Annotated in this window: 16 protein-coding genes; 8 read left to right on the top strand and 8 right to left on the bottom strand. The window is 43.5% G+C overall.

Annotated elements, in window-relative coordinates; translation table 11 throughout:
* Positions 1-1,781, top strand: a 1,781-nt coding sequence (locus tag F0145_RS05695) for a T9SS type A sorting domain-containing protein (RefSeq protein ID WP_190277476.1), incomplete at its 5' end; no start/stop codon positions are given.
* A 208-nt stretch (positions 1,782-1,989) separates the two neighbouring features.
* Here F0145_RS05695 and F0145_RS05690 read toward each other — a convergent pair.
* On the bottom strand, positions 1,990-2,586 hold the full coding sequence (locus tag F0145_RS05690; RefSeq protein ID WP_150087353.1) for a hypothetical protein: 597 nt from the start codon (positions 2,584-2,586) through the stop codon (positions 1,990-1,992).
* Positions 2,587-2,661: 75 nt separating this feature from the next.
* Positions 2,662-4,047, bottom strand: a complete 1,386-nt coding sequence (locus F0145_RS05685; RefSeq protein ID WP_150087352.1) for a dicarboxylate/amino acid:cation symporter — start codon at positions 4,045-4,047, stop codon at positions 2,662-2,664.
* A 391-nt stretch (positions 4,048-4,438) separates the two neighbouring features.
* Here F0145_RS05685 and F0145_RS05680 point away from each other — a divergent pair, with 391 nt between their 5' ends.
* Positions 4,439-5,428, top strand: coding sequence for a dipeptide epimerase (locus F0145_RS05680; protein WP_150087351.1), 990 nt, complete (start codon positions 4,439-4,441; stop codon positions 5,426-5,428).
* A 7-nt stretch (positions 5,429-5,435) separates the two neighbouring features.
* Here F0145_RS05680 and F0145_RS05675 read toward each other — a convergent pair whose 3' ends face one another.
* Entirely contained in the window at positions 5,436-5,942 is a 507-nt protein-coding gene (locus F0145_RS05675; RefSeq protein WP_150087350.1) for a DUF4199 domain-containing protein, read from the bottom strand.
* Between the two features lie 486 nt (positions 5,943-6,428).
* Between F0145_RS05675 and F0145_RS05670 the strand changes: the two genes are divergently transcribed.
* From F0145_RS05670 to F0145_RS05660, 3 genes are all read left to right on the top strand, one after another.
* Entirely contained in the window at positions 6,429-6,878 is a 450-nt protein-coding gene (locus F0145_RS05670) for a MarR family winged helix-turn-helix transcriptional regulator (RefSeq protein ID WP_150087349.1), read from the top strand.
* Between the two features lie 57 nt (positions 6,879-6,935).
* Positions 6,936-7,601, top strand: a complete 666-nt coding sequence (locus tag F0145_RS05665; RefSeq protein WP_150087348.1) for a YceI family protein — start codon at positions 6,936-6,938, stop codon at positions 7,599-7,601.
* 125 nt (positions 7,602-7,726) lie between these two features.
* Positions 7,727-8,656 (top strand): cation diffusion facilitator family transporter, encoded by a 930-nt coding sequence (locus F0145_RS05660; protein ID WP_150087347.1) that lies wholly within the window; start codon positions 7,727-7,729, stop codon positions 8,654-8,656.
* Positions 8,657-8,679: 23 nt separating this feature from the next.
* Here the strand turns inward: F0145_RS05660 and F0145_RS05655 are convergent, their stop codons facing one another.
* Together F0145_RS05655 and F0145_RS05650 are read right to left on the bottom strand one after the other, a co-directional pair.
* Complete coding sequence (locus tag F0145_RS05655) at positions 8,680-9,411, bottom strand: Dph6-related ATP pyrophosphatase (RefSeq protein ID WP_150087346.1); 732 nt, start codon at positions 9,409-9,411, stop codon at positions 8,680-8,682.
* Between the two features lie 73 nt (positions 9,412-9,484).
* On the bottom strand, positions 9,485-10,036 hold the full coding sequence (locus tag F0145_RS05650; protein WP_150087345.1) for a hypothetical protein: 552 nt from the start codon (positions 10,034-10,036) through the stop codon (positions 9,485-9,487).
* Between the two features lie 223 nt (positions 10,037-10,259).
* Here F0145_RS05650 and F0145_RS05645 point away from each other — a divergent pair, with 223 nt between their 5' ends.
* Together F0145_RS05645 and recR are read left to right on the top strand one after the other, a co-directional pair.
* Positions 10,260-10,541, top strand: a complete 282-nt coding sequence (locus F0145_RS05645; RefSeq protein WP_150087344.1) for an ATP-dependent Clp protease adaptor ClpS — start codon at positions 10,260-10,262, stop codon at positions 10,539-10,541.
* 13 nt (positions 10,542-10,554) lie between these two features.
* A complete protein-coding gene (gene recR / locus F0145_RS05640) occupies positions 10,555-11,160 on the top strand; it encodes a recombination mediator RecR (RefSeq protein WP_150087343.1) in 606 nt (201 codons plus the stop codon).
* Between the two features lie 140 nt (positions 11,161-11,300).
* Here recR and F0145_RS05635 read toward each other — a convergent pair whose 3' ends face one another.
* From F0145_RS05635 to F0145_RS05625, 3 genes are all read right to left on the bottom strand, one after another.
* The gene (locus F0145_RS05635; RefSeq protein ID WP_150087342.1) at positions 11,301-12,131 is read right to left on the bottom strand and encodes a universal stress protein; all 831 of its coding nucleotides are present in this window, start codon (positions 12,129-12,131) and stop codon (positions 11,301-11,303) included.
* 262 nt (positions 12,132-12,393) lie between these two features.
* Positions 12,394-12,798: a nucleoside diphosphate kinase regulator gene (gene rnk / locus F0145_RS05630; protein WP_150087341.1), complete on the bottom strand. Its 405-nt coding sequence runs from the start codon at positions 12,796-12,798 to the stop codon at positions 12,394-12,396.
* Between the two features lies 1 nt (position 12,799).
* Positions 12,800-14,362, bottom strand: coding sequence for an FMN-binding glutamate synthase family protein (locus F0145_RS05625; protein ID WP_150087340.1), 1,563 nt, complete (start codon positions 14,360-14,362; stop codon positions 12,800-12,802).
* 652 nt (positions 14,363-15,014) lie between these two features.
* On the opposite strand from F0145_RS05625, the gene F0145_RS05620 reads away from it, so the two are divergent.
* On the top strand, positions 15,015-16,235 hold the full coding sequence (locus F0145_RS05620) for a pyridoxal phosphate-dependent aminotransferase (protein WP_150087339.1): 1,221 nt from the start codon (positions 15,015-15,017) through the stop codon (positions 16,233-16,235).
* Positions 16,236-16,240: the final 5 nt, after the last annotated feature.

The raw sequence follows: 16,240 nt of genomic DNA, 5'->3' as shown, positions 1-16,240 counted from the left end.
TAATAGCATTAACTGGAGCCAGTGTAACAGGTGGTGCTACTACCGGTACCTGGTCTATCGTTTCTTCTAACCCGGCTGGAGCAAATACTTTAACAAATACAACATTAGCTGCCGGTAGCTTAACTGTAGCCGCTAATTATACTGGTACCATTACTTTGCAATTAGCTAGTCCTGACCCCGAAGGTCCTTGCCCTGCCATAACGGATACCAGAATTATTAACATTAGCCCGGCTGCCACTGTCGAAGCAGGTGAACCAATCAGTGTTTGTCAGTCTGCTTCTGCCCAAAGTGTAGCTTTAACCGGCGCAAGTGCAACCGGCGGTACTGCTACCTGGTCTGTTGTTTCGTCTAATCCGGTTAATGCGGGTATTACCTTGTCTAACAATACTCTTGCCAGCGGAAGCCTGAGTGTACCGGCAAATTATACCGGTTCCGTTGTAGTAAGATTATCCGTTGCGGACCCAGATGGCGCTGGCCCTTGCCAAGCCGTAAGTGATGAGAGAACCATCACTATTTATCCTGGTGTTACTGTAGAAGCCGGCGGACCGAATGATGTTTGTCAATCTGCTAATCCTGCACCAATTACTTTAACGGGAGCAACCATTGGTGGTGGCGCCACAACCGGTGCCTGGTCTATTGTTTCTGGTGGTGGTACCTTAAGTACTACAGCCCAGGTTGCCAACCCGGCTACTGTAACCTACACACCGGCACCCAACTTTACAGGTATGGTAACGCTGCGGCTAACAACCAACGATCCTAGTGGTCCATGCGGTGCCAATAATGACACCAGGATAATTAATGTTTATCCTGCTGCTACTTTGAATGCCGGTGGTCCTTACGTAGTGCCGTGTGCAATTAATGGCGGTGTTCGTCAGGTTACCTTAGCACCTGCTTTTGGTGGAGGAGCAACCTCTGTTACCTGGAGTGTTCCTGCTGGAATGGGTACTGTAGTAAATAATGTTTATACGCCAAGTGCAACTGCCCTAGCAGCTGGTACACCGGTTATATTAACAGCTATGACTAATGACCCTGCCGGACCTTGCCCTGTCGTAAGTGCCCAAGTAACAGTAACGTTTGCAGTTTGCAATCCACCTCAAGGCTGTACATTAGGTTACTGGAAAAACCATACTGACCGGTGGTGCAGCAGTTATACACCTAACACCTTGTATAGGAATGTGTTTGTAAATGCCCCAGCAGAGTTTTATAACCTGACCTTATTACAAGCGTTGAATTTAGGTGGCGGCGGTATCTATAACTTAGCTCGTCAATCAGTAGCTGCTTTACTCAATATTTGCAGCAGCGGTGCAAACGATATAAACTATAATCCAGCATTCCCAACTATAACTTCTTTGGTTACTGCTGTAAACACAGCTTATAGAACTGGAGGAACTGCACCCGGTACGTTGGCATCTACATTAGATACCTATAACAACGCCGGCTGTCCATTGGCCGGTTCTCCTGCAACTACAAAAGCTTACGATAAATCGCCAACCGGTGATGATTTATTAGCCGCTGGTTCTGGTACTGAGCTCAGTGCTTATCCGAACCCATACACTAATAAAGCTACCATCGAGTTTACCTTAAAAGAAGGTGGTGATTATACCTTGGTACTGCACGACATAAGAGGTGCGGTAGTGAAAAGCATTAGTGCTGGCAAAGCTGAATCTGGTAAAAAATACAGCTTCGAAATCGGTAACGAGAACATGGCTGAGGGTATTTACCTGGCCCGCTTAAGTACTAAGAAGGGCAACACCGTATACAGAATAAGCCTGAGAAGGTAAACTTTAATAAAGTAACTTGGAAAAGCCGGAGCATATGTTCCGGCTTTTTTTATGTGCGCTGGTTTACTTGATGCTGATAAAAAAAATGCCTTCCCCAAATATTGGCAGAAGGCATTATTGTTGATTAATACTAAAACACAACCACAGAGATTGCAGCGCAAAAAGCTGTACTTTCAGGCGGTTGGAGGTTACTTAAAAAAGGCTACTTTTATTTAGCATCCGGCTTAGGCGGGTTAATCATAATATGGGCGCCGTGGGTGCCGGGGTGCATGATCCAGGGCATGGCCGGACCTTCAGGTTTCAGGGGTAAGCCGGTACTTTCGGCGGTAGCATAAGGTATGTAAACTACATAGCGCAAGTAACCGTTTTTAACTTCACCGGTAGTAGGGTTGTAATTTTCTTCTGGTGCCGAGAGCACAAAAAGGGTAGAAGGTTGCTTGGGCATAGCCAGTTTACCGGCTTTAGTTTCCTGCTCGCGGGCATCAAATATTTCCTGACTTTTTTTACCTTCTTTTCGCAACTCCTGCCCGCGTGTCATGAAAGGGTGTAAATCTTTATGGTAGCAGGATGCGGAGAAGCCGGGCTCGGTGGGGTTATCGGCAATACAAATAAGCTCATTGGTACCTTTGCGCAAAACTGCCATGCCTTTGGGCGTATACCCGTATACGGTCGCTCCGGCTCTTTTATCGGCAGGCGCTGCCAGTATTGCCGATTTTATTTGCAGTTCCGGGGTAGGAGTAGTAGTTTGGGCTTGGGTAGGATAGCCCGCCAGACCCAATAAGGCCAAAGTTAATATCTTTTTCATAGGTTTTGGGTTTAGCTTAAAAGGTAATGAATTATCCTTAAAATATAACCAAAATCAGTAATATTTAAACTGCGGTTATATTTCTTCTACTTCTTGCATAATGGCGCTGGGATTATCCTGAAATTCGCCTTCCCAGCGGGCCACAATAGCCGAAGCCAGGCAATTACCAATTACATTTACCGCTGTGCGGGCCATGTCCATTAGTTCATCAATACCCAAAATAATAAAAATAGGTTCTACGGGCAGGTTAAAAGAAGCAGCCGTACCTAATAATATTACCAGCGAAGCCCGGGGTACTCCGGCTACCCCTTTACTCGTGAGCATTAACGTGAAAACCATTAATAATTGTTGCTCCCAGGGCATGTGAATACCGGCTGCCTGCGCCACAAAAACGGAGGCCAGCGATAAATAAAGCGTGGTGCCATCCAAGTTAAAGCTATAACCCATAGGCATTACAAAGGCTACTACTTTCCGCGGCACGCCTATTTTTTCCATGGCTTCCATGGCGCGGGGCAAAGCGGCTTCGGAACTGGTGGTGGCAAAAGCAATCGAAACCGGTTCGGCAATGGCCTGCACAAAGCGCTTGAGTGGTATCCGGAACATTAAAGCTGCCGGCAACAACACCAGCAAAATAAAAGCCAGTAGCGCTACGTACAGGGTAGCTAATAATTTAAACAAGTTTACCAGAATGCCAAAGCCCATGTGCCCTACGGTATAAGCAATAGCCGCACCTACCGCCACCGGGGCAAACAACATAATAATATTCGTAAACTTAAACATGGTTTCGGCCAGGCTTTCGGTTACTTCTAACAAAGGCCGGCGGCGGTTTTCGGCCAGCATAGCTAACCCTATTCCGAATAAAATACTGAATACCACAATTTGCAGTACTTGCCCCTCGGCTACTGATTTAGCAATATTTTCTGGGAAAATATGCAGAATAATATCACTTACAGTTTGTTTTTCGGGGGCTTTTATCTCTGCTGATTCCGCACCGCGCAGCACAATGCCTTCGCCGGCCCGGCTTAAATTAATGGCCGCCAGTCCAATAAATAAAGCAATGGTGGTTACTACCTCAAAATAAATCAGGGCTTTTAAGCCCATGCTGCCAACCTGTTTTAAGTTAGAATGACCTGCAATGCCAACTACCAGCGTCGCGAAAATGAGCGGTGCTATAATGGTTTTTATCAGGCGCAGGAATATTTTACTCAGCACATTCAGGTTCTGGGCAAAATCCGGAAAACTGTAACCAATCTCGGCCCCAATAACCATACTAGCCAGAATCCAGGTGGTAAGCGATTTTTTTTGTGTAGCATAAAATACCAGCAAAGCAATGCCCACCCACCGGAGCACACTTAAGGCAACCGGCGATAGCTGAACAAAACCATAATTATGCAGCACGGTTAAAACAGCAGCCAGGGTTAATACAAGTAAGGTAAAGAGTAAAATTCGCGATTTTCGCATGTTGTAATGGCGTATAAAAAAAGATTTAACTTATCTGCTGCAAACAAAACCAGTTTTACCAGTAAAACCTCTTTGTACTTAATTAAGCACCTGATAAATTGTTTAAATAAAATAGCTGCGCATGTAAATCTAAGAGAGCAACTGTAAGCCGGGTGCGTTTAACAGCTATTAAAATAAATCTTTTAAGTCTTGGGTAAATATTTTGGATTAAAAAAGGTACAAATATATTACTTTCTTTTAGATATTCAGGCGGCTTTAACCAGGGCGGTTTAGGAGAAAGTGGGGGAGGTAGCCGGAAAAATTAATCTTTGTTTGTTGATTTATTTAAAGTAAATAGCTAAATCTGCAATATTCACTACAGCCCTTATAGCACCGGCTTTAAATTACTTACATGCTTCGTTGGCACCTTGAGTCAAAAAAACTGCAGTTACGGTATACCTGGAAAATTTCCCGGAACAGCTCGGACGAAAAAACAAATTTATTTATCCGGGTGGCCGACCGGCGTTTCGTGGGTATAGGCGAAGCAGCTCCCAACATCCGGTACGGAGAAACGGCCGAAGCATTAACGCACCAGTACGAATTGCTGGTAGAAAATGGCCTGGAATTAATCCGGTCGCTGGAAGATTTGCAGGTGCTGCTTTCCTTGTATCCGCCGGCTAACTCCCTGCGCTTTGCCATTGAATCGGCTTATATTCATTATTACTGCCAGAAAAAAAGCATTTCGGTAGTCGAGTTTTTAGGCGTTAACCTGCCTGCTTCAGTGGCTACGGCATTTACGTTACCCATTATGAACCCCGAACTGGTAGCTAATTTTATCCGCGATAACAACCTGAACCGCTTTGCCAACCTGAAGGTGAAAGTAAACCAGGAAGATGGCTTAAACCTGGTAAAACAGGTAGCATCGGTTAATAACCGGCCGCTGATAGTAGATGCCAACGAAGCCTGGACCGACCCGGATAAACTGCTGATTTTTCTGGAGCAACTAAAGCCTTACCAAATTGCTTTTATTGAACAGCCCATGCCTGCTACCGAAATAGAGGCTTATAAATATTTGCGCCAGCAGACGCCCTACGATATTTTTGCCGATGAATCGGTTACGGACCACGCCGATTTTGAGGCGCTACAGCAGCAGTTTCACGGGGTAAACATGAAATTAATGAAAGCGGGCGGCTATTTAAATGGCTTGCAAATATTAGAACAAACCCGGCAGCATGGACTCAAAACCATGGTGGGCTGTATGGTCGAAACTTCTTTAGGCATTTGGTCGGCGATGCAACTCTGCCAGGGTGTGTACCAAGCCGATTTAGATGGCTTTTTAATATTAAAAGACGAACCTTTCGGGATTGTAGAAGAAAGAAACGGTGAATTATTTATTTCCTAAAGGTGGCTTAAGGCGCATCTTGTCTTTTGGTTTTAAGCAAACCCGCAATAATTAAGGAAAATAAACTACCGGCCGCTACGTAACCGCCAAAAGCCCGTAAAGCCTGCGGCAAAGGCTGAAATAATTCGCGGGTAACAATTTCGTTCGACTGCACCTGCACATCGGTAGCGCCATGTTGCTCCAAGGTTTGGCGGTTAAGGTTTACCATGTAATCCACAAAGTCCGGATTAATGTAGCTAAAGTAAACAAACGTAAATATAGCTGTAATTAAACCGGCAAACACCGATATAACCACACCTGCTAATACCCCTTGCCAGAAATTCATTTGGCCGGCCCGCTCTTTAATGCGGTAAGCCCTTATGCCGAAAAATATTCCCAGGATGGTAAAAATTAGGGCCGCAAAACCCGTGTAGCGGCCAACAGCGGAGCCATGAAAACCCGCCAGAAATTCCAGATACATCCAACCCGAAATAACCAGCCCAGTTATTATACCCGAAATAGCAAGTGTTTTCATAAGAAGGCAGATACGTTAGGCCGATTACTTTGGTTAATAGCCTAACTAGCCGCAAACTAAAAATATACTGGTTAATAAAAAAAGCTAACCATAAAATATGATTAGCTTTTTAGGATTATTATGAAAAAACTAAGGAAGAAACCTTATAAAAATTACCAGCAACGGCTCCCGGATTAATTTAATACCTTGTCCGGTTGGCTGCTTGTTAACTCCTTGGGGCTTTTTTACGAAAACAAGGCTAGGTTAATAATTATTTAAATACTTAAAAATTCACCGGTAAATACTGAAATTAGCTTTTGAGTACCAGAATAGCTTAGCCACTATGTTATTGCTTGCGTTGTAAAGCCATAAAATAAAATGGCATATTGTGCCATCTGAGAGCCAGCGGCAATATTATTAAAGCTGGAACTAAAATAATATTAAATAATGTTGCAACATTAAATGTATATACATAAATTTGTATCAAAATCGGAATAGAACTTAAGTATGCGCATAGAAGAAGAAATTAAACAGCCGGTTTTTAAAGATATTTACCAGAAAGCCTATATTAATTTGGTTTACACCGCCGGTTGGGTAGAACAGCGGCAAGCCGAATTATTGCGGATATACGGGCTGACTTTACCACAGTACAATATTTTACGCATTTTACGCGGGCAACACCCGAAACCCGCCACGGTAAATCTATTAATCGAGCGCATGTTAGATAAAACTTCTAATGCTTCGCGGATTGTAGATAAACTGGTGGCTAAAGAATTGGTAAGCCGTACGCAATGCGAGCACGACCGCCGCACCGTAGATGTGCTTATAACACAGGGCGGATTGGATTTACTTAAACGCATTGACGACGAAAGTAAAAATTTGCATGCTGGTGTTCAAAGCCTAACCGAAGACGAAGCTGAGATCCTAAACCAGTTACTTGATAAAATTCGCCTTTAATATTTCAATATTAATAATTACAGTTAAACCCTTTTTTCTTTAAAAATTATTTAAACCATGAAAAAAACTATTTTTTCAGCTTTATTTCTTGCCAGCATATTATTTTCAGGTACCAGTAATGCTCAAACTTTAGCTTCTGCCGCCAAGGTAAATACCACCAAAGAAACTAAAAGCAAAACTGCTACCGCCTATAAAATTGATCCGGCCCAAAGCACCATGACCTGGAACGGTAAAAAAGTAACCGGCGAACACAACGGTACCGTTAAAATTGCCAGTGGTGAGCTGCAGGCCGATAAAAACAAAGTGGTAGCAGGCAATGTGGTTATTGATATGAACAGCATTGTAAACCTGGACGTAACCGACAAAGATTACAACCAGAAGCTGGTAGGTCACTTAAAATCCGATGATTTCTTTTCAACGGAGAAACACCCGAACGCTACTTTTAAAATATCGAATATTACCCCGGTAAAAGCGGCCAAAGCCGGTGCTCCTAACGCAACGGTAAACGGTGTATTAACCATTAAAGGCATTGCCCAGCCAGTTAGCTTCCCGGCGGTGGTAAATGTACAAGGCAACACCATTACGGCTAAGTCCGATGCTGTAACCTTAGACCGCACTAAGTGGGATATTCGCTACGGTTCTAAAAGCTTTTTTGCCAATATCGGCGACAAAGCCATTCACGATGATTTTACCGTACAGTTTAACCTGGTAGCTAAAAAATAAGTTAACTTTTTCTGCGTTTTAATAGTAATCTGCTTCGCGGTTGTACCCACAACTGCGAAGCAGATTTGTTTTTACAGGAATACTCCGGAACTTTGCCGCCGAAAAAATAAGGAAATAGCGCTTTAATGTTTAAACCCTTGACTTTAGCCAAACAACCAACGCTGCCGCACCCGGCTTATAAAGGCCTGAAATCTACCCTGGTAAGTATTCTGGTTAGCATGGGCTTGGTAATTATTAAAGGTACGGCCGGTATTTTGGGCAATTCTTACGCCCTCATTGCCGATGCCATCGAGTCAGCTTCGGATGTTTTTAGCTCTTTAATATTATTTGCCGGCTTGCGAATTGCGGCCAAAGCGCCGGATAAAGATCACCCGTACGGGCACGGCAAAGCCGAGCCGCTGGCTGCTACCATTATTGCCCTTACCATGGCTGCTGCCGCTGTTTTAATTGTGGTAGAAAGTTTCAGCAATATTTTAACGCCGCACGAAGTACCTAAAACTTTTACCTTATGGGTGCTGGGCATTGTAATATTGGTAAAAGAAGTTTTATTCCGGTTTATCATAAAAGTAGGGGAGGAGGCCGACAGCACCGCCGTAAAAGCCGATGCCTGGCACCATAGGAGCGATGCCATTACCTCAGCGGCGGCTTTTATTGGTATTGCGGTTGCCATTATCGGGGGCAAGGGCTACGAAGTGGCTGACGATTACGCTGCCCTCATTGCCGCCGGCATTATTTTCATTAATGCATACCGGGTATTCCGGCCCGCATTAAACGAAGTGATGGATGCTGCCCCTTCCGCCGATATTATTCAGGAAGTAAAATTACTGGCTAACAATGTGCCTGGCGTGAAAGGCTTAGAAAAATGCTTTGTCCGGAAAATGGGTTTTGAGTTATTCGTGGATTTACACGTGCTCGTCGACGGTGATTTATCGGTAAGAGAAGGCCACGATATTGCCCATGCCGTTAAAGCGGTAATTCTGGATGCTAACCCCCGCATTTACGATGTACTTATTCACGTTGAGCCGGTTGATGCCATCCACGAACCGTATTTTTAATATTTCGGTAGTGGCTTAAATATTCAGCCAGGCTCCGGAATTAAATCGCAGAACCAAAATCTGGTATCATAAGCCTGGGTGGTGTTAGTTCCGCATTCCGCATCTTTATCAGTTGCCGGGGCATAATCCCGCATTATTATTTCGCCGGTTGTAAAGCTTACCGGTGTTTTAAATATTGGCCCATCGTAAACAAAAGAATGATATTCGCCGTTTTCACCGGCCGGGTCAACTTGCGGTGGTAAATCCTGTAATAAGCTAGCATCCAACGCACGACCTATAAACGAACGCCCCAATCGTTGGTCACTCACGCAAACCAGCTTAGCCCGAAAGCCGGATTTAATAAATGTTTGCACCAAGTAAGTTGTATTTTCGCCCCAAAGCGGGAAAGCCGTTTGCAAACCCACTTGGTTTAATTTGGCCTCGCGGTATTGGCGTAAATCTTCTAGAAAAATATCTCCGAAAATACCAATTGCAATTCCTTCGGCTTTAAAGGAAAGCATTGCTTCCGCCATCAGGGCTTCGTACTCGGCCATACTGGGAGTTTCGGGTACCCAAACAATTTTTAACGGAATGCCAATGGCGTGCGCCTGCTGTTCCAAGAGGGATAATCGTACGCCGTGCATCGAAACGCGCTGGTGCGCTTCGTTTACGGTAGTTAATAAATATTTAACCAGGTATTGCTGCTGCTGTAAAACCCGGTATAAACCAAGCGCCGAATCTTTACCGCCACTCCAGGCAAAAAAAGCGTCTTTCATGTTTAGGTATGAGTAAATATTTAAGAGGTGATTGCCTGAATATTTTATTCTTTATTAGCAGGCGTAAAATAAATTAATCAACCTCAAATTCCCGGGGCACCTCAAAAGTAAGATGAATCCGCTGGCTACGGCTATGAATTTGGTCCAGGAAATTATCCAAGTCAGCTTTGTACTCCAGGTGGTAATCTTCGTGCAGGTTTTTCCGGATGAGCTTGGTGGTGCGCAGCAGCAAACGGGCGGTACCCACAAAAAAACTCTTGTAGCGGCTCTCGAACTGGCCGGTAAAATTATCGAATATCAGCTTGAGTAAATATAAATGTAAATCAATTTCGGCTTTGGCATCTTTGGTAATGCGCTTAAAACGGGCAATCTCTTTTATTGATTTCCGCAGAGAGCGATTAATATTTTTGCTCAGGTTACGGCCGCTAACCCCGTACATGTGCTCGTGAATTATTTCGGAAGTTTCTTCGGTTACCAACTCCAACGTGCGGTCGGGTAATAATTCGTAAGCCAGCAAATCATACAGTTCGGCATCGCGCCTCGCCGCCCGCAGAATGATGGCTTCTTTTTCTTTATCGGTTAAATTTTTTAAGGCTTTTTTAAAATCGGCAGAGGGTACGGGCATAAGTAAAATAAAAGAGAATGGTTATTATGTAAGCTTTAAAACAATTGGTAGCCGGCTTTAGTTTTTATTTTCTTTTTAGGACCAAGCGACTGTTTAATAGAATATAACAACTTTTTGTAACCATTCGGGAAACAGGAAAAGTATAATACAAAGTGGGGCGAAAGTTAAACAGAATTAAGCAGTTTTCTTTTAAAAGACCGCTTATTTTCGTAAATTTGTAACTATGAGGACAGAGACCGAAATAGCATTTCAGGAAGATGTATTGCTTCTGGAAGAAGTAATAGACCTGAAAAATCTGGTCGTGTATAACGACGATTTCAATACTTTTGAGCACGTTATTCAAACGTTAATAGAAGTATGCAAGCATGCGCCGGAACAAGCCGAGCAATGTACCTACTTAATTCATTACAAAGGTAAATGCACCGTTAAAGTAGGTACTTTCGAAGAGTTGGAAGCCATGTGTTCGGCTATTCACGACCGGGGCATTTCGGCAGATATTGTATAACCCTAAATCCTGAATGAATTTTCCGTCAAAGTTAATAGAGAATGCAGTTGATGAGTTGGCAAAACTTCCGGGAATTGGCCGAAAAACGGCGTTGCGGCTGGTGCTGCATTTGTTAAAAGAAGAAACCACCGAAACACAATCATTATCGGCCGCGCTGGTAAAAATGCGCGAAGACATTACCTATTGTAAAAATTGCCATAATATTTCGGACACCGAAATTTGTAATATTTGCGCTAATCCGCTCCGCGACCGCAGTTTGGTGTGTGTGGTAAGTGACATCCGGGATGTAATTGCCATTGAAAATACGGGGCAGTATAAAGGTTTGTACCACGTACTGGGCGGCGTTATTTCACCCATCGAAGGCATTGGCCCTTCTGATTTAACTATTGGTTCGCTGGTTGAGCGTTTAACCGATGCAGAAGTAAAAGAAGTATTGCTGGCCATTAGCCCGACTATGGAAGGCGACACCACGGCTTTTTATATTACCCGCAAACTACGTGATTTTAAAGTCCGGATTACCACCATTGCCCGGGGTGTACCCGTGGGTGGCGAATTGGAATATACCGATGAAATTACTTTAGGCCGCAGTATAATCGAACGAACTTCCTACAGCAAATAATATCAAACAGTTAAGTTTAAAGTGAAACTCCTGGAAAGCTACTGAATTACGCAGTAGCTTTTTTATTTCGTTTGTAATTATCTAAAATATTCTCTTAACCTACCTTAGGCAGTTAATTTGTGAGAATAATTATACTGTGGTTAAATATTTTCTGGTAAGGCCAGTAAAGGTAATGTAGGCTGATAAACAAGTTCTTTGCTAATGCTGCTTTTAAAAATGTCTTCAAAAAAGCCCTGATTAGGAACAGGTATTGCCAGTAAATCTATCTGGTTGATGTGTACAAAAGCTTGAATATTGGTAATAACATCAGCCTCATTTAGCTGCACCAAGGTATAATTTGCTTTTGGGAATTCGTTTGCATTAAACGGCAGGCTTTGGTCCCAAACTTCCTTATTTAAGTGGGTGTCTGGTTTTGCATCGAGGATATAAACCTGGGAAGGGAAAGACTGGGTAAACTTGAAAAGCTGTTGCAGGAATATTGTATTGTCGCGGTTAAAATCTGTTGCGTAGGCAAGGTGTTTAATATTTGAATATTGCGCACCGCCCGGAATAATTAATACCGGACAAACGGCAACTTTAATAAATTCGGAGGTATTGGTGCCCACTACTTTATTTAGAAAATTGGTAGCCCCTTTTGTACCCATTATTACTAAATCTACTTGTTGGTCCGGAATAAATTGGTTCAAGCTTTCCTGAAAAGAGCCGTACGCATATTGGTCAATTACGGCAACTTCACAAGCAATATTTTTCTTCCGTATAACAGCGGCAAATTCGTTTAATGCTTCGTAGTACTGCAAATCGGTATCTTCGGTGAGGCTAACTAATTTACCGCTTCTGACTGGTATAACTATAAAGTTTACCACGTGCACAATTATTATTTTACCATTTACCTGGCTGGCTAAAGATACCGCATAATTTAATGCGTTGGTGGCGTTTTCAGAAAAATCGGTAGGAACCAGAAATGTTTTCATAAAATTTAACTTTAGCCTGAAACTTAATTTTGTTCAGGGGTAGGAGTAGCTTTTATACACCATCATTTTTGTTTTGTAAAACTAATATTTGGTATTACCAGTTTAGTTAACCTACCCTGTAAGATGGTGGGCTGCAACTCCTATAGTGCTGAATTGTCTGTTAAGAATTATTTGAAAAAAAGGGAGAACAAGGTTCTCCCCCGTATTTATTGGTTAGTGTTTACTTTTAAATAAAAGTGTTATTGCCTGAAAATCAGGTGAATTATTCGTATATGTGCCCTTCTGATTGGGGCTGATAGATGACTTCTTCTACTTTATAGATGCGGGTACCATCCGGCACGGGCCATTCTATTTCATCGCCCGCCTGGCAGCCAATAACCGCGGTGCCAACCGGAGCCAGCACCGATACTTTTTGGGTACGCAAATCAGCATCCTTCGGGTAAACAATGGTTATTTCCATTTCGGTAGAACTTTTCATTTCTTTTAGGCGCACCTTAGAATTCATGGTTATTACATTTGGCGGAATTTCTAAGGATGATACTACCTGTGCCCGTTCTAATTCTTTGCCTAATGTTTCTACTACTTGCGGCCGGTTAGTTGAACGTTGTGCCTGCACCATGTTGTGCAGCCGGTGATAATCTTTCTCGGTTAAATAAATTGGTTTCATATTAATTTAGATTTATTGTATAATTAGGTTCTTTCGTTTTTTTGGTGGTGGCGGTATTAAAATATATTTCGCGGAAGCTTTTGGTGCTTACTTGGTCCAGTCGCCTGAATATTTTATCCGGGGTAATATCGGCTGTGCTGGCAAAGCCGCAGGCCTCCATCAATTCTTTTACTGCCAGCAGCGTATGGCCATGAAAATTAGCTACCCGTACTTTCTTATCCTGCACATCAAGCCCTTTAAACAAGCTTTCGTCCTGGGTGGCAATACCAACGGGGCACCTACCCGAATCACATTGCAGCGCCTGCAAGCAGCCCAGCGCGAACATCATACCCCGGGCACTGTAACAGGCATCTGCTCCCAGGGCAACGGCTTTAATAATATCTAAGCCCGTAATAATTTTTCCGGCAGCCATTATTTTAATTTCTTGGCGTAGGCCATATTGTAGCAACATCCGGTGCACAAACGATAAGGCATCGTAAAGGGGCATACCCACACTATCGGCAAATTCAAGCGGTGCGGCACCCGTACCACCTTCGGCACCATCAACGGTTATAAAGTCCGGGTATATTTGCTGTTGTTGCATTTGCCGGCAGAGTTTCTCAAATTCCTGCCGGTCGCCGATACACACTTTAATGCCAATTGGTTTGCCTGCGGCTAAGGTTCTTAATATTTGAATAAAGTGCAGCAAAGATGCCTGATCGTGAAAAGCAGCATGACCGGATGGTGACACAACCGTGGTATAGGGTAACACCCGGCGGATAGCGGCAATTTCGGGTGTATTTTTAGCTGCCGGCAAAATGCCGCCTAAGCCCGGTTTAGCACCTTGCGAAAGCTTTAGCTCAATCATTTTAATGTGCGGGTGCGCTGCCTGCTCTTGAAATAGCGAAGGACTAAATGCACCAAAAGCATCGCGACAACCGAAATAACCGGTACCTATCTGCCAAATCAAGTCACCTCCCTCCGCCAAATGATAAGGGCTTACGCCTCCTTCGCCGGTGTTATGCGCAAAGCCGCCCAGCCGGGCACCACCATTAAGTGCTTCAATGGCAGTTTTACTAAGCGCACCGTAGCTCATGGCGGCAATATTGTAAATGCTGGCGCTATAAGGTTGCCGGCACTGGCTGCTGCCTATGCATACGCGTAAGTTTTCTTCTTTTACCTGCGCCGGAAACATAGTATGCGCTACCCATTCGTAACCAGTTTGCTGGCTGTTTTGCTGCATACCAAAAGGTACAGTTTGGCGCACGTTTTTAGCGCGTTGGTAAACAATAGAGCGCTGCCGCCGGCTAAAAGGCTTGCCGTTTAAATCCGATTCAAAAAAATATTGGCGCAATTCCGGCCTGATACTTTCCAAGAAATACCGCAGGTAGCCCAGTAGCGGAAAATTTCGGAGTACCGTATGTTTCCGCTGGCGGATGTTTTGCAGATAAATCAGGTGCAAAGGCACAATTAGCAAGAGTACCCAAAGTATTTTTATTTGGTAAAAGGCAATAATGGCTATTAGGGTGTATGCTAATACAAAGGCCAGGGCAAAAGTTTGCCTTACGCTAATATTACTAGTCATGGGAATAATTATTTACAACAGAAAAACTTTAAGACGGATGTAGAAAGCTGTTATACCCGGTGGGTTCGAAACCAACGGATTAGTTTAACAGCTAAAGCCGGAAGCACCCGGCTCCCGGCTTAATTAATAAAGTCTTTAGGCGTTGTAAAAAAAGGTAGGCAATAACCGGTCAGCACATCACTTAAAGAGAGGTGATGTGAGGCTGCAATTAAGCCGGTAAGTGGCTTATGCGTAAACACAATTTTGTTGTTTGGCAGCACGGTTAAAGTTAATTTTAAATACAAATATAAGCATTTTTCCTCAGATAAACAACTTAACCCCAGTAACCTGTATAACAAGTGCCCAGCAATCTCTTATTGTGAGCACAATAATTTTCTTCATTAAAGAATAGGATAGGGCTTCAGCTTAAGAAAGTATTTGTTCTTACCAATGCTTTACTTTAATTACCCTTAGGCTTTATTGTAGTTCAATAGGAAATACTGATTATCAAATATTTACAAAACAGTTTGCCGGTTAGAGAAGAATAATCGTATAAGAAGTAATATTCTCCCCGCTTTCTCGTAATTTTATTAAACAAATTATTTTTTATTTCCGGCTAGCTAACATTTTAAGTTTTAAATCTTTATTTTTGGCCGCAAAATTTCCAATAATCATGCAATCAACAGAACAGGAAACCAGTTTTTTATCCGACAGAATTTTGGCGCTGGCCGAATCCCAGACTATCGCAATGGCCAAAAAAGCCCGCGAACTGGCTGCCCAAGGACATGATGTTATTAACCTGAGCTTTGGCGAACCTGATTTTCAGACGCCGCAGTACATTAAAGACGCTGCTAAAAAGGCCCTCGACGATGGTTTTACGTTTTACACTCCGGTGCCGGGTTATTTAGACCTGCGCCAGGAAATTGTAGCTAAACTGAAACGGGATAATAACCTGGATTATAAACCCGAAAATATTGTGGTATCTACCGGTGCCAAACAATCTATTGCCAACGTGGTAATGAGTTTGGTAAACCCCGGCGACGAAGTAATTATTTTCTCGCCGTACTGGGTGTCTTACGAAGAAGTTGTTAAGCTGGCCGAAGGTATTCCGGTGCAGGTAAAAGGCAACATCGAGCATAATTTTGTGATTACGCCCCAGCAACTCGAAGATGCCATCACCAGCAATACCAAACTGGTCATGTATTCTTCGCCTTGTAACCCAACCGGCTCCGTTTTCTCGAAAGACGAGTTATTAGCCTTTGCCCGGGTACTGGAGAAACATCCGCAAATTTATGTATTAGCCGACGAAATATACGAGTACATTAATTTCACTGGCGAGCACGCCAGCATGGCGCAGTTCGATTTTATTAAAGACCGCGTAATAACCGTAAATGGTTTCTCAAAAGGCTATGCCATGACCGGCTGGCGCGTAGGATATATTGCGGCCTGCAAAGAAATTGCCGATGCCTGCGATAAAATGCAAAGCCAGATTACTTCCGGTACTTGCTCTATCGCGCAAAAAGCGGCTGTTGCGGCTTTAAAAGGAGGTAAAGGATCGGCCGAAGAAATGGCAGCCGCTTACCTGCGTCGCCGCGACCTGGTATTGGATATTATGAAAAGAGATATTCCGGGCTTTAAAACGTATGTGCCGCAGGGTGCTTTTTACATTTTCCCGGAGGTAAGTTCATACTTTGGTAAAACTACGCCCGAAGGTAAAGTAATTAATAACTCTTTCGACCTGAGCATGTTTTTGCTGAACGATGCCTATGTAGCGGCAGTGAGCGGCGAAGCTTTTGGCGCGGAAGAGTGTATCCGGTTCTCTTTTGCGGCTTCGGATGCCAAGCTTGAAGAAGCCATGGGCCGTATTAAAGAAAGTCTGGCTAAATTAAAATAAGTCCT

It is taken from the genome of Adhaeribacter rhizoryzae (genome assembly GCF_008629685.1).
Lineage (GTDB): Bacteria > Bacteroidota > Bacteroidia > Cytophagales > Hymenobacteraceae > Adhaeribacter > Adhaeribacter rhizoryzae.
This window is presented reverse-complemented; position numbering and strand designations above follow the sequence as displayed.